The organism is Blastococcus sp. SYSU DS0541 (assembly GCF_054050875.1).
In genome coordinates this window covers 144,485-169,587 of the sequence record NZ_JBJHAD010000007.1, presented here as the reverse complement: position 1 = coordinate 169,587, position 25,103 = coordinate 144,485, and the positions used below count along the sequence as shown (strand labels likewise).

Annotated in this window: 21 protein-coding genes; 12 read left to right on the top strand and 9 right to left on the bottom strand. The window is 74.4% G+C overall.

The window, feature by feature from the left end; all coding sequences use genetic code 11:
- Nucleotide 1: 1 nt before the first annotated feature.
- Nucleotides 2-1,501, bottom strand: a complete 1,500-nt coding sequence (locus ACI794_RS10335; RefSeq protein WP_456603671.1) for a CCA tRNA nucleotidyltransferase — start codon at nt 1,499-1,501, stop codon at nt 2-4.
- 113 nt (nt 1,502-1,614) lie between these two features.
- On the opposite strand from ACI794_RS10335, the gene ACI794_RS10330 reads away from it, so the two are divergent.
- From ACI794_RS10330 to ACI794_RS10290, 9 genes are all read left to right on the top strand, one after another.
- Complete coding sequence (locus ACI794_RS10330; protein WP_091930860.1) at nt 1,615-2,091, top strand: NUDIX hydrolase; 477 nt, start codon at nt 1,615-1,617, stop codon at nt 2,089-2,091.
- Entirely contained in the window at nt 2,088-4,481 is a 2,394-nt protein-coding gene (locus ACI794_RS10325) for a DUF6049 family protein (RefSeq protein WP_456616324.1), read from the top strand. Before ACI794_RS10330 ends, ACI794_RS10325 begins: the two co-directional genes overlap by 4 nt.
- Nucleotides 4,478-6,541, top strand: a complete 2,064-nt coding sequence (murJ, locus tag ACI794_RS10320; protein WP_456616323.1) for a murein biosynthesis integral membrane protein MurJ — start codon at nt 4,478-4,480, stop codon at nt 6,539-6,541. Before ACI794_RS10325 ends, murJ begins: the two co-directional genes overlap by 4 nt.
- Before the next feature lie 80 nt (nt 6,542-6,621).
- Nucleotides 6,622-8,295 (top strand): hypothetical protein, encoded by a 1,674-nt coding sequence (locus ACI794_RS10315; protein ID WP_456616322.1) that lies wholly within the window; start codon nt 6,622-6,624, stop codon nt 8,293-8,295.
- Between the two features lie 68 nt (nt 8,296-8,363).
- Nucleotides 8,364-9,377 (top strand): thioredoxin-disulfide reductase, encoded by a 1,014-nt coding sequence (gene trxB / locus ACI794_RS10310; protein ID WP_456616321.1) that lies wholly within the window; start codon nt 8,364-8,366, stop codon nt 9,375-9,377.
- Nucleotides 9,378-9,496: 119 nt separating this feature from the next.
- Nucleotides 9,497-9,823 (top strand): thioredoxin, encoded by a 327-nt coding sequence (trxA, locus tag ACI794_RS10305; protein WP_091930864.1) that lies wholly within the window; start codon nt 9,497-9,499, stop codon nt 9,821-9,823.
- A 149-nt stretch (nt 9,824-9,972) separates the two neighbouring features.
- Nucleotides 9,973-11,124 (top strand): N-acetylmuramoyl-L-alanine amidase, encoded by a 1,152-nt coding sequence (locus ACI794_RS10300; RefSeq protein WP_456603666.1) that lies wholly within the window; start codon nt 9,973-9,975, stop codon nt 11,122-11,124.
- An 87-nt stretch (nt 11,125-11,211) separates the two neighbouring features.
- A complete protein-coding gene (locus ACI794_RS10295; RefSeq protein ID WP_456603665.1) occupies nt 11,212-12,630 on the top strand; it encodes an aminotransferase-like domain-containing protein in 1,419 nt (472 codons plus the stop codon).
- Nucleotides 12,627-13,622, top strand: coding sequence for a D-alanine--D-alanine ligase family protein (locus tag ACI794_RS10290; protein ID WP_456616320.1), 996 nt, complete (start codon nt 12,627-12,629; stop codon nt 13,620-13,622). The genes ACI794_RS10295 and ACI794_RS10290 overlap by 4 nt, the downstream gene beginning before the upstream one ends.
- A 78-nt stretch (nt 13,623-13,700) precedes the next feature.
- Here the strand turns inward: ACI794_RS10290 and ACI794_RS10285 are convergent, their stop codons facing one another.
- From ACI794_RS10285 to rpmH, 8 genes are all read right to left on the bottom strand, one after another.
- Nucleotides 13,701-14,756, bottom strand: a complete 1,056-nt coding sequence (locus ACI794_RS10285) for a ParB/RepB/Spo0J family partition protein (RefSeq protein WP_456616319.1) — start codon at nt 14,754-14,756, stop codon at nt 13,701-13,703.
- Nucleotides 14,757-14,781: 25 nt separating this feature from the next.
- Nucleotides 14,782-15,837 (bottom strand): ParA family protein, encoded by a 1,056-nt coding sequence (locus tag ACI794_RS10280; protein WP_456616318.1) that lies wholly within the window; start codon nt 15,835-15,837, stop codon nt 14,782-14,784.
- Nucleotides 15,838-15,933: 96 nt separating this feature from the next.
- Nucleotides 15,934-16,620: a 16S rRNA (guanine(527)-N(7))-methyltransferase RsmG gene (gene rsmG, locus ACI794_RS10275; RefSeq protein ID WP_456616317.1), complete on the bottom strand. Its 687-nt coding sequence runs from the start codon at nt 16,618-16,620 to the stop codon at nt 15,934-15,936.
- Nucleotides 16,617-17,210 (bottom strand): Jag family protein, encoded by a 594-nt coding sequence (locus ACI794_RS10270; protein WP_456604021.1) that lies wholly within the window; start codon nt 17,208-17,210, stop codon nt 16,617-16,619. Before ACI794_RS10270 ends, rsmG begins: the two co-directional genes overlap by 4 nt.
- 88 nt (nt 17,211-17,298) lie before the next feature.
- A complete protein-coding gene (gene yidC, locus ACI794_RS10265; protein ID WP_456604020.1) occupies nt 17,299-18,429 on the bottom strand; it encodes a membrane protein insertase YidC in 1,131 nt (376 codons plus the stop codon).
- Nucleotides 18,422-18,817, bottom strand: a complete 396-nt coding sequence (gene yidD / locus ACI794_RS10260) for a membrane protein insertion efficiency factor YidD (protein ID WP_456604019.1) — start codon at nt 18,815-18,817, stop codon at nt 18,422-18,424. Before yidD ends, yidC begins: the two co-directional genes overlap by 8 nt.
- Complete coding sequence (gene rnpA / locus ACI794_RS10255; RefSeq protein WP_456604018.1) at nt 18,814-19,194, bottom strand: ribonuclease P protein component; 381 nt, start codon at nt 19,192-19,194, stop codon at nt 18,814-18,816. The genes yidD and rnpA overlap by 4 nt, the downstream gene beginning before the upstream one ends.
- A gap of 1 nt (nt 19,195) precedes the next feature.
- Nucleotides 19,196-19,333 (bottom strand): 50S ribosomal protein L34, encoded by a 138-nt coding sequence (gene rpmH / locus ACI794_RS10250; RefSeq protein ID WP_091930872.1) that lies wholly within the window; start codon nt 19,331-19,333, stop codon nt 19,196-19,198.
- A 692-nt stretch (nt 19,334-20,025) separates the two neighbouring features.
- Here rpmH and dnaA point away from each other — a divergent pair.
- From dnaA to gnd, 3 genes are all read left to right on the top strand, one after another.
- Nucleotides 20,026-21,792 carry a chromosomal replication initiator protein DnaA gene (gene dnaA, locus ACI794_RS10245; RefSeq protein ID WP_456616316.1) on the top strand — a complete coding sequence of 589 codons (1,767 nt, stop codon included), beginning with the start codon at nt 20,026-20,028 and terminating at the stop codon, nt 21,790-21,792.
- Nucleotides 21,793-22,827: 1,035 nt separating this feature from the next.
- The gene (dnaN, locus tag ACI794_RS10240) at nt 22,828-23,988 is read left to right on the top strand and encodes a DNA polymerase III subunit beta (protein WP_456604016.1); all 1,161 of its coding nucleotides are present in this window, start codon (nt 22,828-22,830) and stop codon (nt 23,986-23,988) included.
- A gap of 128 nt (nt 23,989-24,116) precedes the next feature.
- Nucleotides 24,117-25,049, top strand: a complete 933-nt coding sequence (gene gnd / locus ACI794_RS10235; protein WP_456604015.1) for a phosphogluconate dehydrogenase (NAD(+)-dependent, decarboxylating) — start codon at nt 24,117-24,119, stop codon at nt 25,047-25,049.
- Nucleotides 25,050-25,103: the final 54 nt, after the last annotated feature.

Here is a 25,103-nt window from a genome sequence, read left to right as displayed (position 1 = left end):
GTCAGCCCTGCCGGGCGGCCCACCACGCGCGCAGCGCGGTCTCGGCGTCGTCACGGTCCAGCGGCCCCCGCTCGAGCCGCAGGTCCTTCAGGAAGCGCCACGCCGCACCCACCTCGGGACCGGGCCCGAGACCCAGGATCTCCATGATCGCGTTGCCGTCGAGGTCGGGGCGCACGCGCGCCAGGTCCTCCTGCGCGGCGAGCTCGGCGATCCGCTGCTCCAGGGAGTCGTAGGTCGCCGACAGCGCGGCGGCGCGCCGCTTGTTGCGGGTCGTCGAGTCCGACCGCACGAGCTTGTGCAGCCGCGGGAGCAGGTCGCCGGCGTCCGTGACGTAGCGCCGGACGGCGGAGTCGGTCCACTGCCCGTCCCCGTAGCCGTGGAAGCGCAGGTGCAGGAAGGTGAGCCGGGAGACCGCCTCGACGATCTCCTTGGAGTACCGCAGCGCCATCAGCCGCTTGCGCACCAGCTTGGCGCCGACCACCTCGTGGTGGTGGAAGGAGACCCGCCCGCCGTGCTCGTGCCGGCGGGTCGCGGGCTTGCCGATGTCGTGCAGCAGCGCGGCCAGCCGGAGCACCAGGTCGGGCGACGGGGCCTCCGGATCCGCCCTCTCCAGGTCGATCGCCTGGTCCAGGACGGTCAGTGAGTGGGCGTAGACGTCCTTGTGCTGGTGGTGCTCGTCGATCTCCATGCGCAGCGCCGACAGCTCCGGGAGCACGACGTCGGCCAGGCCGGTCGCGGTGAACAGCTCCAGCGCCGCGCGCGGCGCGTCCTGCAGCAGCGTCTTGGACAGCTCGGCCTGCACGCGCTCGGGCGTGATCCGGGCGAGCTCGCCGGCGAGGGAGGACATCGCGTCGAGCACCTCCTCGTCCGGCGTCAGCCCGAGCTGCGCGACGAAGCGGACCGCGCGCAGCATGCGCAGCGGGTCGTCGGCGAAGGACTCGACCGCGGGGCCCGGGGTGCGCAACCGCTTCGCGAGCAGGTCACCCAGCCCACCGAAGGGGTCGGTCACCGTGCGGTCCGGGCCGAGGGAGACCGCCATCGCGTTGACCGTGAAATCCCGGCGGGCCAGGTCGTCGGTGAGCGAGTCGCCCCACGCGACCTCCGGGTTGCGGGAGGTGCGGTCGTACCGGTCCGCCCGGAAGGTGGTGATCTCCACCCGCGCGCCGCCGAGATCGGCGCCCACCGTCCCGAAGGCGATGCCCGTGTTCCACGTGGAACGCGCCCACCCGCGCAGCACCTCGAGCACCTGCTCGGGGCGGGCGTCCGTGGTGACGTCGAGGTCGCCGGGGACCACGCCGGCCACCTGGCCGCCCCCGGCCGCGGCGGCCAGCAGGGCGTCGCGCACCGAGCCGCCGACCAGGTGGGCCTCGAAGCCGGCGGCGGCGAACCGCTGCCCGAGCTCGATCAGCACGGGCGAGACGTCCACCAGCGTGCGGACGGTCTCCTGGACGGCCGGGGGCACCGGCCCGGGCTCGGGCCGGCTCGGCGGGGTGGCGGACACGACGAGCCAGCCTAGTGCGGGCGGAGGAGCGACCCGGCCGGGCTCCATCCCGTCGGCGCCCTCACGGCGCGATGCTCCCGGAGCCGACGCCGGGGGCGCGCTACCCTCCTGACATGGCTGGGACGGGCGGGCGAGGGCGCCCGGGCCGCCGGCTGCGCCGGGTCGACGAGACCTCCGCCGGGGGCCTGGTGGTGGCCGACGACGGCGTGACCGGGCCCCGTGCCGCCCTGATCGGCCGCACCGACCGCCGCGGCCGGCTGCTCTGGTCGCTCCCGAAGGGGCACATCGAGGCGGGGGAGACCCCCGAGGACACCGCCGTCCGGGAGGTCGCCGAGGAGACCGGCATCATCGGCGAGGTCGTCGCCCCGCTCGGGATCATCGATTTCTGGTTCGTCGCCGAGGGCCGCCGCGTGCACAAGACCGTGCACCACTTCCTGCTGCGTGCGGTCGGCGGTGCGCTCTCGGACGCCGACGTCGAGGTCACCGAGGTCGCCTGGGTGCCGCTGGAGGAGCTCAGCACCCGGCTGGCGTACGCCGACGAGCGCGCCCTGGTCGAGCGCGCCCCCGGACTCCTGGCCGACAGCGCGTGACCCGGCCGGCTGCCACCCGAGCCGGTGGCCGCCCCGCCGCCCCCGCCCGGCAGGGCGCCGTCCGGCGTGCGGCCGCGCTCGTCCCCCTGCTGTCGGGCGCCCTGGTGCTCGGCGGACCGCTCCTCGCACCCTCGACCACCCTTCCCCCCGCGGCAGCCGCCCCCGACCCGACCGCCTCGGACGCGGCCACCTCCGCCGACCGGCCCGTCCGCATCGACGTGGCGCGCTTCGAGCCCCGCACGGTGACCCCGGGCTCGCTGATCACGGTCACGGGCACGCTGACCAACACCGGCCCGGACCCGATCACCGGCCTCCGGGCCCGGCTGCAGCGCGGCGACGTGCTCACCGACCGCCCCGACCTCGCCGCCGCGGTCAGCGACCCCGGCACCGCGACCACCGTGCAGCCGGAGTTCGCCCCCGTGGACGGCGTCCTCGCCCCCGGCGGCAGCGTGGAGTTCAGCTACACCGTCGACTCCGCCGAGCTGCGCCTGGACCAGGACGGCGTCTACCCGGTCCTCTTCAACGTCAACGGCACCGTGGACGGCGACCAGGAGCGCCGGGTCGGCGAACTGGCCACGTTCCTGGTCCAGCAGCCGGTCGTCCCCTCCTCGCGCACGACGGTCGCCTGGCTGTGGCCGCTCTCCGAGCCGAGCCACCGCGACGCCTCCGGCGCCTTCCTCGACGACGGGCTCGCCGGCGCCGTGCGCGAGGGCGGCCGGCTCGACCGCGCGCTGGCCGTGATCGAGCGGCTGCCCGGCGGGCAGCCCGTGGTCCAGCCGGGGGTGACGCCGACCGCACCGCTGCCGGTCACGCTGGCGATCGACCCTGCCCTGGTCGAGGAGCTGGCCCGCATGGCCGACGGGCCCTACGCCGTCGACGGGGTGGCCGGCGCGGGGACGGGCACCGAGGCGGCGCGGGCGTTCCTCGACCGGCTGCGCGCGGTGGTGGCGACGCGCCCGGTGGTGGCGCTGCCCTACGGCGACGTCGACGCCGACAGCCTCCACGCCGCCGGCCTGCCCGCCGTCGTCACCCGCAGCCTGCCGGGCACCCCGGAGGGAACGGCGCACGACCCGCCCGGCCCCCCGCCGGTCACCGGCGACCCGGCAGTCGACGCACCGGCACCACCCGCCGAGCCCGCCGGCGCCTCCGGCACCGGAGCCGGCGCGGCGATCCTCGCCGACGTCCTGGACGTCACCCCGATCACCGACCTGGCCTGGTCCCCGGACGGCTCCTACGACGCCGCCACCCTCGACACCCTGCGCGCCGGGGGCGTCGACCAGGTCGTCCTCGGCAGCGGCGCGCTCACCGACGGCGCCTCCGCCGTGGGCCTGGACGGCTCCGACGCGATCGCCCGCAGCTCGGTCCCGGTCGGCGACGGCGCGCTGGACGTGCTCGTCGCCGACCCGACGCTGAGCGCCGTCGTCGGCACCGCCGAGGTGGTGGAGGGCGGCCCGCGGATCGCCGAGCAGCGCTACCTGGCGGAGCTGGCCGCCCTGACCCTGCAGGCGCCGCCCGGCAGCGGGCAGACCGTCCTCGTCGCGCCGCCCCGCGACCTCGACGTGGGGGTGGAGGGCGCCGGCGCGATGATCGCCGACACGGCCGGTCTGCCCTGGCTCCAGGCGGGCAGCGTGGCCGCGCTCGGCGACGCGCCGCCGGCCGACGCCGGCACGCTCGCCGAGCCGGACCGGGACACCGCGCTGGACCCCGCGGGGCTGGCCGTCCTATCCCAGGCCGTGGCCGCCCGGGAGGATCTCGCCGGCGCGATCCCCGCGGACGCCGACCTGGCGCTGCAGTCCTACGACGCCGGCATCGCCCGGGCCGCGTCGGTCCTGCACCGCGACGACCCCGAGGAGTTCCTGGCGGCCGCCGCCGACGCGCAGGACACCTTCGACCGCCTGCGGGACCGGGTCAGCGTGGTCGCCCCGGCGGACGGCACCTACAGCCTCGCCTCGAGCGACGCCCCGCTGGTGCTGACTGTCGACAACCCCCTGCCCTTCCCGGTCGACGTCCGGCTGGAGGTGGCCCCCCCGGCCAACGGCGGCCTCACCGTCGGCGACATCGGGGTGCAGACGCTGGCGCCCGAGCAGCGCACGACGCTCCAGGTGCCGACGGAGCTGCGGCGCTCGGGCGGGTTCCGGGTGACCGCGCAGGTCACCACCCCGTCCGGCAGCCCCCTCGGGGACCGCGTCGAGATGCAGGTGAAGAGCACCGCCTACGGGCCGATCTCGCTGTCGATCACCATCGGTGCCGCGTCGCTGCTCGCGCTGCTGTTCCTGCGCCGGCTCGTGCACTTCCTGCTCCGCCGGCGGCGGGGCGCGGTCCCGGCTGACACCGGCGCCGGCCCGTCGTCGCCCGGTCTCTCCGCAGCACCCACCCGGAGCCCGGTGTGAGCGATCGACCCGGCACCACCGAGGGCGGACCCGAGGCCGCGGAGGACGGCGAGCGTCCCCGCCCGCTGCCGCTGCCCCCGCCGCCCGCGCCCACCCGCGCGACGCCGGGCCGCCGCAGCTGGGGGTCGCCCGCGCCGCTGCCACCGGCCCCCTACCTGGCGACGCCGCCGAGCGACGCCGTCTTCGCCGCGCCCCCCACCGCCGAGGGCGGGCCCGCGGAGGCCGTCGTCGACAGCGCCGCCCCCGCGGCGTCGCCGCCCCGGTTGCCCCCCGTGCCGCCCGCACGGCCGCCGCGCCCGGCCACGCCCGTGCCGCCGCTGCCACCGCTGCGGCACCGTTGGGTGCCGGCCGCGGACGACACCCAGGTCTTCCCCATGCCGCTCCTGCCCCCGGTGCCGCGCGCCGAGCAGGACACCGACGAGGACGTCGAGCGGCGCGAGGGCGCACCCGGCGCCAGCGGGGGCATCCTGCGGGCCGCCGGGACCATGGCGATCGCCACCCTGGTCTCCCGGATCACCGGCCTGCTGCGCACCATCGTGCTCGCCGCGGCGCTCGGTGTCGGGCTGGTCGCCGACGCCTACAACACCGCGAACACGCTGCCCAACATCGTCTACGAGCTGCTCCTGGGCGGCGTGCTGACGTCGGTGATCGTCCCGCTGCTCGTGCACGCGCAGGAGCGGGACCGCGACGACGGCGTGGCCTACGCCCAGCGGTTGGCCACGATCGCGCTGTCGGGCCTGCTGGTGATGACCGTGCTGGCGGTGCTCGCCGCACCCCTGCTCACCGCGCTGTACGGGCTCGACGAGGACCCCGAGCAGTACCGGCTGGCCAACTGGCTGGCCCGCATCCTGCTGGTCGAGATCGTCTTCTACGGGCTCGGCGCCTTCGCCCAGGCGGTGCTGAACTCCCGCGGGGTCTTCGGCCCGCCGGCCTGGGCGCCGGTGCTCAACAACGTCGTCGTCATCGCCACCGGGCTGCTGTTCCTCGCGGCCAGCGGTCCGGGCGCCCTGGCGCCGGCGACCATCCCCGCCGGCCTCGTGTGGCTGCTGGGCGCCGGCACGGTGCTGGGCATCGCCGTGCAGGCGGTCGTGCTGCTGCCCCTCATGCGCCGTGCCGGGGTGCCGCTGCGACCCCGCTGGGGCCTGCGCGACACCGGGCTGCGCGAGGCGGGCACCCTCGGCCTCTGGGTGATCGCCTACGTGGCCGTGAGCCAGGCCGGTGTGCTGGTGGCGCTCCGGGTGGCCAACGAGGCCGGTCGCGAAGGTGGCCTGGGTTCCGCCGCCTTCGGCTACGCGAGCCTGCTCTTCCAGATGCCCTACGGGATCATCGGCGTCGCGCTGCTGACCGCCCTCGTCCCGCGGATGAGCCGCGCCGCCGCGCGCTCCGACGTCCCGGGCGTCGTCCAGGACCTGTCCCTCGGCACGCGGCTCTCGGCCCTCGGCCTGCTCCCCGTGACCGCCGCGCTGACCGTCCTCGGCCCTCCCCTGGGGGTCCTGGTCTTCGCCTGGGGCAACACGTCGGCGGACGAGGCCCGGGCCATCGGCACCGCGCTGGCGGTCGGCGCCTTCGGCCTGCTGCCGATGGCGGTGACGCTGCTGCAGCTGCGGGTCTTCTACGCCATGAAGGACGCCCGCACGCCGACGCTCATCCAGCTCGGCATGGTCGCCGTCCGGGTGCCGCTGCTCCTGCTCGTCCCGGTCGTCGTCGACCCGGACCTGGTGCTGGCCGGGTTGATGCTCGCCACCAGCCTCACCTACGTCGCCGGGTGGGTCATCGGCGACCTGGCGCTGCGCCGCCGGCTCGGTGGGCTGCGCACCCGCGAGACCTTCCTGCCGCTGGCCCGCATCGCCGCGGTCGCGATCGCGGCCGGGCTGGCCGGCGGTCTTGTCCGGATCGTGACCGGCGACCTGGGCGAAGGCTCGACGGCAGGCTCGCTCGCCGAAGTCGTCATCGGTACCGTGGTCGTCGGCGGCGTCGCACTGACCGGTCTGGTGGTGGCCCGCGTTCCGGAGGTCCGGGAACCCGTCGCTGCGCTGCGGGCCCGGCTGGGGCGCAGGTGACCGAGCACCGGCCAGGTGGGCCGACCGTGCCGGAGCGTCCGCCTCGGCGGCCGGAGCAGCACAGGGAGTCGACAGTGTCGATGGCGTCCACGACCACCGGACTGCCCGACCGCTACCGCCCGCTGGACCAGATCGGCCCCGACGAGACCACCCCGACCGGCGTCATTCAGAGCTGGCGGGCCAAGGACCGCGTCCTGAACCGCGACGTCGCCATCCGCGTGCACGTCCCCGCCGGGCCCGCAGCGCACGCCTGGATCACCCGGGCGCTCACCGCGGGCGGCCTGGCCACCCCGGCGCTGGCGATGGTCTACGACGCCTCCGAGGGCAGCGGTGACCCGCAGGCCCCGGGCGGCGCGGCCTACGTCGTCAACGAGTGGATCGACGGCGAGACGCTGGCCGAGCGGCTGCGCTCGGGGCCGATGCCCGAGCGCGACGTGCGGCTGGTGCTCCGCCGGCTCGCCGAGGGCGTCGCCGAGGCGCACCGCGTGGGCCTGGCCGTCGGCGGCCTGACGCTGGAGAACGTCGTCCTCCGCCCCAACGGGCTGGTCGGCCTGCGGGCGGTGCCCGCGGCCTCCGGCACGGTGCACGGCGACATCACCGCGCTCGGCGAGCTCCTCGAGGCCTGCCTCACCGGCGTCGGTCCCGGCGCCCGGCCGGTCACCGGCCCCTCCGACCTGGTGGCGCTCGCCCGCCGGGCCCGCTCGACCGAGCCGGGCCAGGGGCTGTCCAGCGTCGCCGCCATGGCCTCGCTGCTCGCCGAGCGGCCGCGGACGGGGCCCACCTCCTCGGCTGCGCCGCTCCGCGGTGAGGAGCCCGACGGCGGGCGGCGCGCCCGCCGCGCGCGGGACCGCCGCGGAGAGGGCGCCGCACCCGTGCGGCGCGAGCCCGGCACGCTGCCCCCGGTCCCTCCGGTGCGCCCGGTCGCCGACGACGGGGCATCGGCGGCCCCCACGGCCCGCGACACGATCGCGGCCGGCCACGCGCTCCCCCCGGCCCGGCCCACCGGCGAGGAGGAGGAGCCCTTCGGCGTGCTGCGCGCCCGCGGGGGCTCCGACGACGACCCGTACGCCGAGCCTGCCTCCCTGTACGACGAGGAGGAGGACGGCGCCCGCAAGCACCGGCTGGTCGTCGTGGGCCTGCCGCTGCTCGCCCTGCTCGTGGTGATCGCACTGGCGTGGTGGTTCGGGTCGAGCGTCCTGTCGGTGACCGACGCGGTGGACGAGGACCTCGGCGGCTCCACCCCGCCGGCCAGCAGCGCCCCCGCCGCGGACGGGGAGCCGGCCGAGGACCCGGCCGCCGCACCCGGACCGGTCGCCCCGATCACCGCCGCGGAGGTGTTCGACCCGTTCGGCGACGGCGAGCCGGAGAACGACGGTGACGTCCCGCTCTCCTACGACGGCGACCCCGCCACCAACTGGTCCACCGTCACCTACCGCGGCACCCCTGCCTTCGGGAACCTCAAGCCCGGCGTCGGTGTCCTCTACGACCTCGGCTCCGTCCAGGACCTCTCCGGCGTCACCGTCCAGACGGCGCTGCCCGGCCCGACCGTCGAGATCCGCACCGCCGAGGCCGAGGGTGGCGCGCTCGACGACTTCGCAGTCGCCGCCGCCGGGACGCTGGAGCCGAGCACCGAGCTCGCGTTCGACGAGCCCGTGACCGCCCGGTACGTCCTCCTCTGGATCACCGGCCTGGCCGACAGCCCGGACGGCTTCTCCGCGCAGCTGGCCGAGGTGGGGATCAGCACCGCCGGCTGAGCGGACCCTGCTCCCCGCCGGGACAGGCCGCGGGGAATGGCGCCCCTAGGATCGTGGTTGTGCCGCCCGTGACTGCAGACCAGCCGACCCCCGGCCCCGCCGTGACCACCGGCGAGGTGACGCAGCCGGTGATCCCGCCCGCCGAGCACGACGGCGTCCGTGACCTGATCATCATCGGCTCCGGGCCCGCCGGGTACACCGCCGCCACCTACGCCGCGCGGGCCAACCTCCACCCGCTGGTGTTCGAGGGCTCGCAGTTCGGTGGCGCCCTCATGACCACCACCGAGGTCGAGAACTTCCCCGGGTTCCCCCAGGGCATCCAGGGCCCCCAGCTCATGGACGACATGCGCACCCAGGCGGAGCGCTTCGGGGCCGAGCTGGTGCCGTCGGACGTGACCGAGGTCGACCTGACCGCCGAGCCGAAGATCGTCAAGGTCGGCGACGAGGTGCACCTCGCGCACGCGGTCATCGTCGCCACCGGCTCCAAGTACCGCTACCTCGGCCTGGACAACGAGCAGCGGCTGCTCGGCCGCGGCGTCTCCGCCTGCGCCACCTGCGACGGCTTCTTCTTCCGCGACCAGGACATCGTCGTCGTCGGCGGCGGTGACTCGGCGATGGAGGAGGCCACCTTCCTCACCCGGTTCGCCAAGAGCGTCACCGTCGTCCACCGCCGCGAGGAGCTGCGCGCCTCGAAGATCATGCAGAAGCGGGCGCAGGACAACGAGAAGATCCGCTGGGCCCTCGGCAAGCAGGTCACCGACGTCCTGGGCGACACCACCGTCTCGGCGGTGCAGCTCACCGACACCACCACCGGCGCGACCGAGACGATGCCGGTCACCGGGCTCTTCGTGGCCATCGGCCACGACCCGCGCAGCGAGCTCTTCGCCGGCCAGCTCAAGCTGGACGACGAGGGCTACATCCAGGTGGACCACCCCACCACGCGCACCAACATCGACGGCGTCTTCGCCTGCGGCGACGTCGTCGACCACATCTACCGCCAGGCGATCACGTCGGCCGGCACGGGTGCCGCCGCCGCGATCGACGCCGAGCGGTGGCTCGCCGAAACCTTCGACGAGCGCTGAGCCAGGCCCTGCAGGGAGCGCGCCGGATCCGGGCATAACCCGCCCGTCCGGCCGGTTGTCCCGGCAGGCAATCTCGTCAGCGCCAGCAACGAGCCAGTCGACCGAGAGGGAGAACGACCATGGCAGGCAACACCGTGACGGTCACCGATTCCAGCTTCGCCACCGACGTGCTGGGCAGCGACAAGCCCGTGCTCGTCGACTTCTGGGCGGAGTGGTGCGGGCCGTGCAAGATGGTCGCCCCCGTGCTGGAGGAGATCGCCGCCGAGCACGGCGACAAGCTCACCATCGCGAAGCTGAACATCGACGAGAACCCGCAGATCGCCCGTGACTACCAGGTCATGTCGATCCCGACGATGACGGTCTTCCAGGGCGGCAAGCCGGTCAAGAGCATCATCGGCGCCAAGCCCAAGGGCGCGATCCTGAACGACCTCGCCGACTATCTCTGAGGACCACCCTTCCCCCTGAAGGGCGACCGTTCCAGCACGTCACCAGGCCCACCCGTCCCACCGGACGGGTGGGCCTGCGTCGTACCGGAGGGCGCGCCCCCGCCCCCGGTGCGCCGTCCCGGCGGGGAGGGACCACAATCGGCGGCACGATGGGAACCGACAGCCGCATGCAGCCCTTGAGGCGCGGGGACTGCGGGCCGGCCGTGGCCGACGTGCACGCCGCGCTCCGCAGCCTGGGTCTCCTCCCCGCCTCACCGGACGGCGTCGACCCCGGGCTGGAGTCGGCGGAGTACGACGCCGCCACCGAGCTCGCCGTGCGCCACTTCCAGCAGGTCCGCGGCCTCTCGGTCGACGGCCGGGTGGGGGACGAGACCTACCGGGCGCTCAGCGAGGCCCGCTGGTCGCTGGGGGACCGGCTGCTGCGCTACGACCCCGAGCGGCCCATGCGGGGCGACGACGTCACCAACCTGCAGGAGCGCCTGCTCGAGCTCGGCTACGACGCCGGACGGGCCGACGGGATCCTCGGCCCCGAGACCGAGCTCGGGCTGCGGGCCTTCCAGCGCGACTACGGGCTCACCTCCGACGGCACCTGCGGCCCGGCGACTCTGCGCGCGCTGCGCCAGCTGGGCCGCAAGGTCACCGGCGGCCGCCCGCAGCTGCTGCGGCAGAGCGCCTCCTTCGTCGAGAGCGGTCCCCACCTCATCGGCCGCCGCATCGTCGTCGACGCCGGCCACGGCGGCGAGGACACCGGTTTCACCGTGGGCGAGACCACCGAGGCCGATCTGGTCTTCGACCTCGCCTCGCGCATCGAGGGGCGGCTGGCCGCAGCCGGCGCCACCGTCTACCTCACCCGGGGCCGCGGGCAGGGGCCGGCGCTCGCCGAGCGGACCGCCTTCGCCAACGACGCCCGCGGCGACCTCTTCCTCTCGCTGCACCTGGACGCCCACGGCTCGGAGCACGCCCGCGGCGTGGCCAGCTACTACTACGGCACCGGGTCCGGCGCCTCCTCCACGGTGGGCGAGCAGTTCGCCAACCTGGTCCGCCGCGAGATCGTCGCCCGCACCGGCATGCTCGACCTCGGCTCCCACCCGAAGACGTGGGAGCTGCTCCGCATGACGCGCATGCCCGCCGTCCGGCTCGACTGCGGCTACCTCTCCCACCCCGTGGACCGGCTGCTGCTGCTGGACGCGCGCGTCCGCAGCGCCATCGCCCACGGCGTCCTGGCGGCCGTGCAGCGGCTCTACCTCCCGGCGGAGGCCGACCCGGCGACCGGCACCTTCGTGCTCCCCGAGAAGGCCTAGAGCACCTGGCGGGCAGGGCGGCCGATCGGTCCACTCGACTCCGGTGGTCTCCCCGAACGCCGTTCTGCCCGCGCCTACACTCCTGAGGTGGCCACCATCCCGCCCGGCTCCCCCGCCGGTCCCGGACAGCAGGGGGCGCACCCGGGTGCGCACCCCCATCCCGCGCCGCGTCATCCGCGGCTCGACCCGCTGGCCGACCGCTACGCAGCACGCACCCACGGGATGAAGACCTCGGAGATCCGCGCGCTCTTCTCCGTGGTCAGCCGGCCCGAGGTCGTCTCGCTCGCCGGTGGCATGCCGGCCGTGACCGCCCTCCCGCTGGACGCCGTCGGCTCGATGATCGGCGACCTGGTCTCCGGCATGGGCGCGCAGACGCTCCAGTACGGCTCCGGCCAGGGCGACCCGCGGCTCCGGGAGCGGATCTGCGACGTGATGGCGCTCGAAGGCATCACCGACGCCTCGCCGAGCGAGGTCGTGGTGACGGTCGGCTCGCAGCAGGGGCTGGACCTGGTCACCCGCGTCTTCGTCGACCCTGGTGACGTCATCCTCGCCGAGGCGCCGTCCTACGTGGGCGCCCTCGGGGTGTTCCAGTCCGCCGAGGCGCGGGTCCGGCACGTCGCCATGGACGACGACGGGCTCATCCCCGAGGCGCTCGAGGAGGCGCTGGCCGCCTGCCGGGCGAACGGCGACCGGGTGAAGTTCCTCTACACCGTCCCCAACTTCCACAACCCGGCCGGTGTCACCCTCTCCGAGCCGCGCCGCGAGGCCATCATGGCGATCGCCGAGCGCTGGGACCTGCTGATCATCGAGGACAACCCCTACGGCCTCCTCGGCTTCGACCGGGAGCCGATGCGCGCGCTGCGCGCCCGGGACTCCCGGCGGGTCATCTACCTGGGCTCGTTCTCCAAGACCTTCTCGCCGGGGCTGCGGGTGGGCTGGGTCCTCGCGCCCCTCGCCGTCCGGGAGAAGCTGGTCCTGGCCACCGAGGCGCAGGTGCTCTGCCCGCCGTCGCTGACCCAGTACGCGGTCGCCCGCTACCTGGACACCCAGCCGTGGCGGGAGCAGATCAAGCTCTTCACCGAGCTCTACCGGGAGCGCCGCGACGCCACGCTGGAGTCACTGGCGGCGCTCATGCCGCCGGGCACCACGTGGACCCGCCCGGACGGCGGTTTCTACGTGTGGCTGAAGCTGCCGTCCGGCCTGGACGCCAAGCTGATGCAGCCCCGCGCGGTCGGCGCGCACGTCGCCTACGTCCCCGGCATCGGCTTCTACGCCGACGGCAGCGGCCAGGAGTACATGCGTCTCTCCTACTGCTACCCGGAGCCGGACCAGATCCGTGAGGGGGTGCGCCGGCTGTCCCGCGTCGTCGAGGCGGAGCTGGACCTGCACTCCACCTTCGACAAGGTGGACACCGGTACCTTCCGGGCGATCCGCCCCGGCTCGGGCCACGACGCCGAGTCGATGGTCGGTCCGGCGAACAGCGACACGTACGAGGACGGCCGATGAGCGAGACCGCGCCCACCGCAGAACCCGGCGCAGCGCAGGAGCGTCACCCGCTGCGGGCCGTCGTCCTCGCCGGCGGGCTGACCTTCGAGCGGGAGGTCAGCCTCTCCTCGGGCACCCAGGTGGTGGAGGAGCTCACCCGGGCCGGCCTGGACGCCGAACTCCGCGACGCCGACGCCGAGCTGCTGCCCGGCCTCGCCGCCGCGCCGGCCGACGCGGTGTTCATCGCGCTGCACGGCGCCACCGGTGAGGACGGGGCCCTCCGCGCGGTGCTGGACCTGGCCGGCGTCCCCTACGTCGGCTCCCCCGCGGCCGCCTGCCGGCTGGCCTGGGACAAGCCGGCCGCCAAGTCCGTCGTGCGCACGGCGGGCGTGACGACGCCGGACTGGGTCGCCCTCCCGCACAGCACGTTCCGCGAGTTGGGGGCCGGCGCGGTGCTGGACCTGATGGTGGCCCGCCTCGGTCTGCCGCTGATGGTCAAGCCCGCCTCGGGCGGCTCCGCGCTCGGCGTGCAGAAGGTCAGCCGCGTCGAGGACCTCCCGGCCGCGATGGTCAGCTGCTTCGCCTACGGCGACACCGTGATGGTCGAGCGCTACGTCGAGGGGGTCGAGGTCGCGCTCGCCGTCGTCGACCTGGGCGACGGGCCGATCGCGTTGCCGGCCGTCGAGATCGAGCCGGAGTCCGGCGTCTTCGACTACAGCTCCCGCTACTCCCCGGGGCTCACCGAGTACCACGCACCGGCCCGCATCCCCGACCAGACGGCAGCCCGCGCCGCCGAGGTGGCCGTCCGGGTGCACGAGGTCCTCGGCCTGGCCGACCTCTCGCGCACCGACGCGATCATCACCGCCGACGGCGAGGTGCACTTCCTCGAGGTGAACGTCTCGCCCGGTCTCACCGAGACCTCCATGTTCCCCATGGCGGTGGAGGCGGCCGGGTACGACCTGGGCGCGGTGCTCGGCCGGCTGCTCGCGCGGCGCGCCGAGAACCCGCGCTGAACCCCTCGTACCCGTGCCACAGAGCGCGGCCCCATACGTCAGTGACGTAAGGGGCCGCGCTCTCTGTTGTGAGCGGTCTCAGGCGTCCGGACGGCGCCCGGTGATGTCCGGCGCCATGACGCCGATGATGCGCTGCAGGTCGTCGACGGAACCGAACTCGACGACGATCTTCCCCTTCGAGCGGCCGATCTGGATCTTCACCTTCGTCTCGAACATGTCCGAGAGCCGGGAGCCGAGCTCCTCGACGCCGGGCGCGGAGATGCGCCGGGTGCGCCGCTTCGCCGCGGGCTCCTCGGCGACCGCCATCGCGACGGCCTCCTCGGTGGCCCGCACCGACAGCCCCTCGGCGACGATGCGGGTCGCGAGGGCGTCCTGCGCCACCGGGTCCTGCAGCCCGAGGAGCGCGCGGGCGTGCCCGGCGGAGATGACGCCGGCGGCGACGCGGGTCTGCACCTTCACCGGCAGCTTCATCAGCCGGATGGTGTTGGTGACCTGGGAGCGGCTGCGGCCGATCCGCTGGGCGAGCTCCTCGTGCGTGGCGCCGAACTCCTCCAGCAGCTGCTGGTAGGCGGCGGCCTCCTCGAGCGGGTTGAGCTGGACGCGGTGGATGTTCTCCAGCAGGGCGTCGCGGAGCATGGCGTCGTCGGTGGTGTCCCGGACGATCGCGGGCACGGTGCCGAGCCCGGCGGCCCGCGCTGCACGGAGCCGGCGCTCGCCCATGATGAGCTCGTAGCGCCCGCCCTCGGACTCGCGGACGACGATCGGCTGCAGGAGGCCGAACTCCTTGACGCTGTGCGTCAGCTCTTCCAGGGCCTCGTCGTCGAAGACCTGCCGCGGCTGCTTCGGGTTCGGGACGACGTCGTCGACCGAGACCTCGCGCAGCTGCGCCCCGGGGACGCCGACCGCGCCGCTCTCCTCGGTCGGCGTCGGCGCGGGGGAGGGGACCAGGCTCACCGAGGCCGGCGACGACGGCTCCGGCACGGTGGTCGCTCCGCCGGCGGCCGCCGCCGGCAGGTCGGTGCCCTGCTCGTCCCGATCCCGGGCCGGCGCGGGGGCGACCGGGGGAGGCGTCGGCGCCGGACCCGTCGGGATGAGCGCCGCCAAGCCGCGTCCGAGGCCGCCTCGCTTCGTCATCGTTGCTCCTCGCTGGCAGGGGTGGTCACTGGGAGTCCTGGCCGAACGGCACGGCCGTCTCGCCGAAGGCGAGCGCACCGACCGGGGTGGCCCCGTTGCTGCCGGGCGCGACCGCGAGCGGCTGGAGGGCGGCCCCGCGCTGGGCCAGCTCCCGGGCGGCCTCGACGTAGCTGGTCGAGCCACGGGACCCCGGGTCGTAGGTCAGCACCGACTGGCCGTAGCCGGGCGCCTCGGAGACCCGGACGTTGCGGGGGATGACGGCGTTCAGTACGAGCTCGCCGAAGTGGTTGCGCACCTCGTCGGCCACCTGGTCGGCCAGCTTGGTGCGGCCGTCGTACATGGTGAGCAGGATGGTCCGCACGGCGATCCCCGGGTTGAGGTGCTGGCGGACCAGATCGATGTTGTTGAGCAGCTGCCCCAGGCCCTCGAGGGCGTAGTACTCGCACTGGATGGGGATGAGCACCTCGTCGCCGGCCACCAGCGCGTTGAGCGTCAGCAGGCCGAGCGAGGGCGGGCAGTCGATGAGGACGTAGTGCGGTCGGCGCTCCCGCGGCAGCGCCGCGACGTACGCCTCGATCGCCCGGCGGAGGCGGTGCTCGCGGGCGACCACGGAGACGAGCTCGATCTCGGCGCCGGCGAGGTCGATCGTCGCCGGCACGCAGAGGAGGTTGGGGCTGGCCGTCGTCGGGTGCACCACCTCCGAGAGGGTGCTGTCGCCGACGAGCGCGTCGTAGATCGAGGGCGTGCCCACCGTGTGCTCAACGCCCAGGGCGGTGCTCGCGTTGCCCTGCGGGTCCAGGTCGATGACCAGGGTCCGGAGGCCGTAGAGCGCCAGCGCGACGCCGAGGTTCACCGTGGACGTGGTCTTGCCCACCCCGCCCTTCTGGTTCGCGATGGTGATCACGCGGATGCGCCCGGGAGCCGGGAAGGGCTCCTGCTCCGCGGCGTGCAGCACCCGGGTCGCGCGCAGCGCCTCCATGGCGATGGGGCTGTCGAAGTCCGCGAGCCCACCCGAGGACGACGCCGTCGACGACTGGTCAGCGGCGAGGCTGCTGCGCAGCCGCTCGCCCGGGTCGGTCATCGCTCGTCCTTCCTCTGCCGGCGTTTCACGTGGAACGGACCGGGTAGCCGCGCCTGTTCCACGTGGAACAGGACGCGGGACGGTGTACCGGGATCCTCACCGGTCGCCCCGCGTCATGACCACCACGGTAGTGGCAGCGTCTCCCAGGGACGCACCGACAGCCCGCGCCTCGATGTCCCGCATCCCGGCGGCCTGCAGTTCCGGGCGCAGCGCCGGCAGCTCGGCCAGCGCCCGCGACCCCACGAGGGCGACCAGCTGGGCGCCGGGCCGCAGCAGCCCGCGGCACCAGCCCACGAGGCGGGGGAGCGGCGCCACGGCCCGAGCGGTGACGACGTCCACGCGGCCGACGGCGGCGACCACCGACCTGTCCTCGGCACGGCCGCGGACCACGCGCCAGGTGGACGACGGCTCCACCAGCTCGGCGACCGCCTCCTCCAGGAACTCCACCCGCCGGGCCATCGGCTCGACGAGCGTGAGGGCGATGTCGGGGCGCGCGAGCCCGAGCGGGATGCCCGGCAGGCCGGCACCGCTGCCGACGTCGACGACCCGGGCGTCCCGCGGCACGGCCTCGGCCACCGCGGCGCTGTTGAGGACGTGCCGCTCCCACAGCCGAGGAACCTCACGGGGCCCGATCAGGCCGCGGGTGACCCCGTCGGAGGCGAGCCGTGCCACGTAGCGCTGGGCCGCGGGGAGCGCGGCGCCGAAGACCTCGGCCGCCTGGGGCGGCGCCGGCGGTACCTCCGGCATGCCCGCGGCGCCGGAGGGGCGACCTCCGTCGCTCACCTGTCGGGCAGGACCACGACGCGGCGGCGAGGCTCCTCGCCCTCCGACTCGCTGTGCACGCCCGCCACCGAGGCGATGACGTCGTGCACGACCTTCCTCTCGAAGGGGTTCATCGGGCTCAGCCGCTCCGGCTGCCCGCTGGTCGAGACCCGGCGGGCGGTCTCCGCGGCGAGCGCCGTCAGGTCGGCCCGGCGCTTGGCCCGGTAGCCGCCTACGTCCAGCATCAGCCGGCTTCGCACGCCGGTCGACTGAGCGACGGCGAGGCGGGTGAGCTCCTGCAGCGCCTCCAGCGTCGCGCCGTCCGGCCCGATCAGGTCGTTCAGCCTGCCCCCGACGATGGCGACCGATGCCCGGTCGCCCTCCACGTCGAGGTCGATGTCGCCGTCCACGTCGAGGATGTCGAGGAGGCGCTCGAGGTAGTCACCGGCCACGTCCCCCTCGCGGACCAGCAGGTCGTCACCGGACGCACCAGCCCCACCCGCCCCGTCCGTCTCGAGGACGACGGGCTCCACGACGGCGTCGTCGCTGGCGGGATCCGCGTCGGGTAGGGCCGGCGGGTTGTCGGTCACGGGCTGCTGCGGAGCACTCACGGGTGTTCCTCCCAGTTCTGTGCGGCGGCCGGGTCGTCCCGGTGGTCTGTGTGCCGGGCGGGCCGGCGGGGGAGCGGTCGGGCGGAGGTCAGCGACGCTTCCGCTTCCCGCGGTTGGCCGGTCCCTGACCCGCTCCGGGGCGGGAGCGCCCGGAGCCCGAGCCCGCGTTGCGCGAGCCGGTGGAGCCGTTGGCCGAGGAGCCGTTCGCCGTGGGGCCGTCGCCGGCGGGGACGTCGGGCGCGGGGACGTCGGCCGCCGGGCCGTCACCGACGCCGTCGCCGTCCACGGTGCTCGCCGGCGCCACGGTCGTGGCCGACGGGCGGCCCTGCTTGGGGCGCACCGGCTTGGCGCCCGGCTTCGGGGCGAGGGTCTTGGGGTCGACCGCCGGCTTGTCCGCGCCGGCCTTGGCCTTGGCGGCGTCCGAGCCGGGCGGCGGCATCTTGCGGAGGATGAAGAACTGCTGGCCCATGGTCCAGAGGTTGTTCGTCATCCAGTAGATGAGGACGCCGATCGGGAAGATGAAGCCGGAGATGAAGAGGCTGATCGGGACGCCGTAGAGCATCAGCTTCTGCACCATCGCGGCCTGACCCTCGACCGGGCCCGAGCGCGACATGATCTGCTTCTGCGTGAAGTACGTCGTGAAGCACATGACGATGATCAGCGCGAACGCGACGATGCGGATGTTGGTGTAGTTCACGCCGGCGATCCCGAGGATCGCCTGCTCCTTGGCGCCGCTCATGTTGAACGACGAGGAGATCGGCGCACCGAAGAGCTGGGCGCGGGCGGCCTGGTCGGTGAGCTCGTCGGTCCAGGAGTAGAGCCCCTGCTTGTCCGGGGCGAGCCGGCGCAGGACGTGGAACAGCGCGAGGAAGACCGGGATCTGCGGCAGGATCGGCAGGCAGCCGGCCAGCGGGTTGACCCCACGCTCCTTCTGCAGCTGCTGCATCGCCACCGCCATGCCCTGGCGGTCGCTGCCGTACTGCTTGCGGAGCTTGGCGATCTCCGGCTGGAGCTCCTGCATCGCCCGCTGCGACTTGACCTGCTTGACGAACAGCGGGAAGAGGATCAGCCGGATCGTGACGACCAGGAAGACGATCGCCAGCACCCAGCTCAGCCCACCGAGGGCCGTCTCGGGCGCGGGCTCACCGAAGACCAGGTTCCACAGCGAGTGCCACCGGGCCATGACCCAGGAGATGGCGGTGTACAGCCAGTCAAGCAACGGAGGACTCCTCCTGCGGGGTCCGGCACGGGGCCGGCGGGGTGGCCTCGCGGCCGGGGTCATCGGACGGCGCGCCCGCGGGGCGTGCCGCTGAGGTGGACGAGCGGGCGCCCGCCTCGGTTCCGTGCGCCGCGCGGACCGGCGGGACGGGGTCGAGCCCGCCGGGGTGCCACGGCGCGCACTTGGCCAGCCGGACCAGCGCCAGCCAGCTGCCGCGGGCCGCGCCGTGCCGGCCGACCGCCTCCGCCGCGTAGGCGCTGCAGGTGGGGTGGAACCGGCACCGCGGCGGGAACGCCGGGCTGATCGCCCGGGAGTAGAACCCCACGGCGCGCAGCAGCAGCCGGGCGATGGGGGAGCGGGGCGGGGACGCCCCGGCCGGCGCGCTCATCGCCGGGCACCCCGGTCGCCGAGCAGCCGCTCCAGGGCCGAGACCAGGTCACGGTGCAGCGCCGCCGAGTCGGCGTCGGCGGCCTCCGGGCGGGCGCGGACGACGAGGTCCGCGCTCGCCGGCAGCCGGTCGAGCTCGGCCCGGACGACGGCCCGCAGGCGGCGGGTCACCCGGTGGCGGACCACCGAGTTGCCCACGCTCTTGCCCACCACGAAACCGGCCCGCGCAGCCACCGGCGACGATGCGTCGCCAGCCGGCTGCTCGGGCCGTTCGGGGAGGTAGTGCAGCACCATGGTCGGTCGCCCGGCGCGCCGGCCGGATCGGACGACCGCAGTGAACTCCGGGCGCCGGCGCAGGCGTGCCTGCGCAGGCAGCACGTCAGGCGGAGAGCTTCTCGCGGCCCTTGCGCCGACGGGTGGCGAGGATCGCCCGGCCCGCGCGGGTCCGCATCCGCAGCCGGAAGCCGTGGGTCTTGGACCGTCGACGGTTGTTCGGCTGGAACGTGCGCTTGCTCACGAGGTACTCCCACTACACGGCATCGGCGGTGCGTCCCCGTCGGTGGACGGGCACGCGCAGGGCGTCGGAGCGGCACGGTGGCCGTCCCCGGAACCCCGGAAGCTGGCACTGCGGACCGACGGACCCGGGCCCGACCGCGCAGACTGGCGAGGCCGGGGGACGGGCATACCCGTCCGCAGACTCCGGCCAGCATAGCCGAGGACCACCCGGTGCCGGTGACCGACCGCCCATGGTGCGCCCGGCGCCCCTGGCCACCGGCGACGGCGCGCCGGACGGGACGACGTCGCGCGGCGCCCGCCCCGGCCGGTCGGCGAGCCCGCTCGGCCGACCGCGGCGTTGCCCGGCTGTGGACGGGGCTGTTAGCGTCGCCGTCGCTCCGCGTCGGACGCAAGGGTCACGGCGCGCGGGCCGACCCCGTCGGTCGACCGACCGCCGAACCACCCCTCCAGCCGCCCGAACACGGCCGTGACCAGCGACGTTGCTGCCTCGGCCAGCGTCCCGTGCGGAGCCGGCGCAACCCTCGGCCGGCCGTGCACAGCCTGTGGACACCGATGTGGACCACGCCCGTTCGTGTGTCCACAACCGGGGCACCCACCGGTGGACGGTCCGCGGTCGACGGAGGGCGCGGCCCGGCCGGTCCGGACGCACCGGGAGCGGCCGCGGGGTCGACAGCACTGGGAGGACGAGACGGCATGGCCGATGCCACGCTGGACCTGGCGACGGTCTGGGACCAGATCCGGGAGCGGCTGGCGACCAGCCTCTCCCCGCAGCAGAACGCGATGCTGAACCTGACCCGGCCGCTGGGCCTGGTGGAGGACACCGCCGTGCTCGCGGCCCCCAACGAGTTCACCCAGACGGTGCTCGAGTCGCGGATGCGCCGGGTGCTGGCCGAGGCGCTCTCCGAGCAGTTCGGCCGCGACATCCGCGTCGCCGTCCAGCTCGAGGACGCGCCCGCGGCGCCGCCGGCGGACCGCCGGGACGACGAGCCGACCCGCCGTCCGTGGTCGGCCGTCGAGGCGCAGCGCGCCGAGGAGGACCAGGCCACCCGCGACCGCGCCGACGACGGGCGCAGCGCGTTCGGCGTCCGCGCCGACGTCGTGGGCATCCCCGCCCCCTGGGACCGCCCGGCGTCCGCCGATCGGCCGGCCGCCCGGGGCTTCCCGGAGGTCCGCGAGCTGCACCCCGCCGACGGCCCGCCGCGCCCCCCGGCCGACCGGGGGGCCCCGGAGGACTGGAGCACCACCACCTGGGGCGGCGACGCGGCGCCGACCTCCGCCGGCCAGGACTGGGGCGGCGCCGGCCCGGAGCAGACCGCCGACGTCCTCCCGTTCGACGTCGACGCCGCCGCGGCGGAGCAGCGCCGCGGCGGATCAGGGGCTGGATCACGCAGGAGCCGCCCCGAGGCGGGCCGGCCGGCGGGCCTGGACCCGGGTCTCAACGCCAAGTACGTCTTCGACAGTTTCGTCATCGGCAACAGCAACCGGTTCGCCCACGCCGCGGCCGTCGCCGTCGCCGAGGCGCCCGCCCGCGCCTACAACCCGTTGTTCATCTACGGCGAGTCCGGGCTGGGGAAGACCCACCTGCTGCACGCGATCGGCCACTACGCCGCGCGGATGTTCCCCAACGTCCGCGTCCGGTACGTGAGCACCGAGGAGTTCACCAACGAGTTCATCAACCTGGTGCACTCCGGCCGGGCCGAGGACTTTCGCCGTCGGTACCGCGACATCGACTTCCTGCTCATCGACGACATCCAGTTCCTGGAGCGCGCCGAGCGGACGCAGGAGGAGTTCTTCCACACGTTCAACACGCTGCACAACGCCAGCAAGCAGATCGTCATCACCTCCGACCGGCCGCCGAAGAAGCTCACGACCCTGGAGGACCGGCTCCGCACCCGCTTCGAGTGGGGCCTGATCACCGACGTCCAGGCGCCGGACCTGGAGACCCGCATCGCGATCCTGCGCAAGAAGGCGTGGGGGGAGCGGCTGCAGGTGCCCGACCAGGTGCTCGAGTTCATCGCCAGCAAGGTGCAGACCAACATCCGCGAGCTCGAGGGCGCCCTCATCCGGGTGACCGCGTTCGCGTCGCTCAACAAGCAGCAGGTCGACCTCCCGCTGGCCGAGCTGGTGCTCAAGGACCTGATCAGCGACGAGCAGGGGCCGCAGATCACCGCGGCGATCATCATGGCCGCGACCGCGGAGTACTTCTCCGTGACGATGGAGGAGCTGCAGGGCACCAACCGCAGCCGCACCCTCGTCAACGCGCGGCAGATCGCCATGTACCTGTGCCGTGAGCTGACCGAGCTCTCGCTGCCACGCATCGGGGCGTCCTTCGGCGGCAAGGACCACACCACCGTGATGCACGCCGTCAAGAAGATCACCAACCTGATGAGCGAGCGGCGGGCCACGTACACCCAGGTCACCGAGCTGACCGCCCGCATCAAGAGCCGCGCCCGGCAGTAGAAGGACCTCGGTCCTCCCCACGCCTGGCACGCTCGGCGCGAGCCCTGGACCGAGGCAGTGCCAGCACGTCACCACGTGCCGTCCCCGAGCCCATCTGTCGTACCGGTCGGTCGGTCCCGCACGGGGGCGCCCGCGCCGCGCTGCGCTGTGTCCGGCCAGCCTCGGATGTCCACGTCCTGGTCGCGATCCACGGCTGCCGGCGGTGACGGTGCCCGTCCGGAACGGTCACCGTCCGGACCCCTCCCGGCCATCGTCCCGACGCGGTCGACAAGTCGTTGTCCACACCTGTGTGGATCCCTGGGGACGACGGAATCGCTGGTTCTCCGCACGATGACCTGCGCGCGGACGGCGACCGGCGTCGACTCGTCGAGAAGTTGTCCCCAGGGATGTGCACAGCTGGGGGAAAGTCGTGCCGGGACCGTTCCGCGTCGCACCGGGCCGGCACGGTCGCCGGGTCGAGCCGGACACCCCGGGACCCGGCCGCACGGCGCTGGCCTGCAGGTATGCCGTGAGACGCCGGATCGCGCGGAGGAGTCCCCGGGGATCGACGCCGGCACGTGCGCACCACCTGGGGACGGAGCGGGGAGACGCAGGGGACAGCAGGTGGACCGCCGACGGTGACGGTGCACAACCGTCGATCTGTCCACGTGTCGACAACAGGGGGACGCTGACCACCCACAGCCGGCCAACAGCCCCGATCGGAGGCTGACCTGCGGAAAGGGCCCCGATCCCCAGCTTCCACACCAGTGATGACGAGGATGAAGTACTTATCCCGGAAAATTCTCGAACCACAGTCTGGGTGGGGACGCTCCGCCAACCAGGGCTCCAGGGACGCGGACGGCACCACCCGCACCCCAGGGGGCGCAGCAGCCCATCGAGGGACCGGGGTTTCCCCACGAGGGGCTGCAACAGGCACGATGAGCACCGCAGCGGAGCCTTCGCCCCGCGGCAGGACGGACGACGAGCTCCGTGCCCGGGCCGGCCACCCTCCGCGGTGGCCCACCGGGGGCGGACCGAGCATGGGTGGGTCGAGAGATGAAGTTCCGGGTGGCACGTGAGGTGCTCGCCGACGCCGTCGCCTGGACGGCGCGCAGCCTGCCGCCACGGCCGTCGGTACCGGTGCTGGCGGGCATCCTGCTCGAGGCGGACGGGAACCAGCTGTCGGTGTCCGGCTTCGACTACGAGGTGTCGGCGCGCTCCGAGGTCGACGTGCAGACCAGCGAGAGCGGACGCGTCCTCGTGCCGGGCCGGCTGCTCGCCGAGATCACCCGGGCCCTGCCCCCGCACCCGGTGGAGATCACCGCAGAGGGCCCGCGCCTGGCCATCACCTGCAGCAACGCCCGGTTCAGCCTGCCCACCCTGCCGGTCGAGGACTACCCGTCCCTGCCGGCGATGCCCTCGTCCGCCGGCATCGTCGACAGCGAGGTCTTCAGCGAGGCCGTGGCCCAGGTCGCCATCGCCGCCGGGCGGGACGACACCCTCCCGATGCTCACCGGCGTCCGGCTGGAGATCGAGGACGACCAGATCACCCTCGCCGCCACCGACCGTTACCGCCTCGCCGTGCGCGAGTTCGCCTGGCGCCCCCAGACCTCCGGCCTCTCGGCCGCGGTGCTCGTGCCCGCGCGCACGCTGGCGGAGGCGGCGAAGACGCTGACCAGCGGACCGGAGATCACGCTGTCGCTGTCCTCGGGGAGCTCCGGCGAGGGGATCCTCGGCCTCTCCGGCAAGGACCGGCAGACCACCACCCGGCTGCTGGACGCGGAGTTCGTCAAGTACCGCGCGATCATGCCGAACGAGTCGCTGGCCCACGCCACGCTGCCGGTCGGCCTGTTCACCGACGCCGCCAAGCGGGTGGCCCTGGTCGCCGAGCGGGGGACGCCGCTGCGCTGCGAGTTCAGCCCCGGCCAGGTGACGCTGCGCGCCGGCGGCAGCGACGACGAGGGTCAGGCGGAGGAGCGCTGCGACGTCGACTTCGACGGCGAGCCGCTCACGATCGGGTTCAACCCGACGTTCCTGCTCGACGGGCTGGCCGCGGTGCACACCGACCGGGCGCGCATGGACTTCACCAGCCCGCTCAAGCCCGCCGTGCTCTCCGGTGTCGAGGAGCCGCCGGCCGACGGCGACGCGCCGGCGGCGCCCGCGGAGCGATCCGGCAGCTACCGGTACCTGATCATGCCGGTGCGCCTGCCGGGCTGAAGAAGGACCTCCTCGCCCCCCACGGCTCGCAGGCTCGCCGCGGGTCGGTCGCGAGGAGGCCGAGGTGTCAGGTCACGTGAGGGCGAGCACGATGGGCTGGACCAGGACGACGACGGAAGGTGGGGATCGTGCAGCTGGGTCTGATCGGGCTGGGCAAGATGGGCGGCAACATGGCCGAGCGGCTGCGCCGCGCCGGTCACGAGGTCGTGGGCTACGACCGTTCGCCGGGCAAGCGGGACGTCGAGACCCTTCCCGACCTGGTCGAGGCGCTCGCCGAGCCCCGGGTCGTCTGGGTGATGGTGCCGGCCGGTGAGCCGACACGGGCCACCGTCAAGGAGCTCGCCGGCCTGCTGGCCCCCGGTGACGTGATCATCGACGGCGGCAACTCCAAGTACACCGACGACCAGCTGCACGACGTCATGTGCCGCGAGAAGGGCATCGGCTACATCGACTGCGGCGTCTCCGGCGGCGTCTGGGGCCTGGAGAACGGCTACGCGCTCATGGTCGGCGGCACGAAGGAGGACGTCGCCAAGGCGCAGCCGATCTTCGACGCGCTCAAGCCGCCGACGCCGCACGACGAGTCCGGGCAGGAGATGCCGGGCGCCGGGTTCGTGCACGCCGGGCCGGTGGGCGCCGGCCACTTCAGCAAGATGGTCCACAACGGCATCGAGTACGCGCTGATGCAGGCCTACGGCGAGGGCTACGAGCTGCTGGCCGCCGTCGACCTCGTCGAGGACGTCCCGGGCGTCATCGCATCCTGGACCCAGGGCACCGTCATCCGGTCCTGGCTGCTCGACCTGCTGGTCCGAGCCCTCGACGAGGACCCGAAGCTCGAAGGGATCAGCGGCTACGCCGAGGACTCCGGCGAGGGCCGCTGGACCGTCGAGCAGGCCATCGAGAACGCCGTCCCCGTGCCGACCATCGCCGCCTCGCTGTTCGCGCGCTTCTCCTCGCGCCAGGAGGACTCGCCGACCATGAAGGCGGTCGCCGCGCTGCGGAACCAGTTCGGCGGGCACGCGGTCCGCGCGGTCCAGGCCCAGGAGGCCGAGCGGCCCGCCTAGACGAAGGCACCCCCTGCCCCCACCCGCTCGCAGGCTCCCGGGCGGGACCCTGCA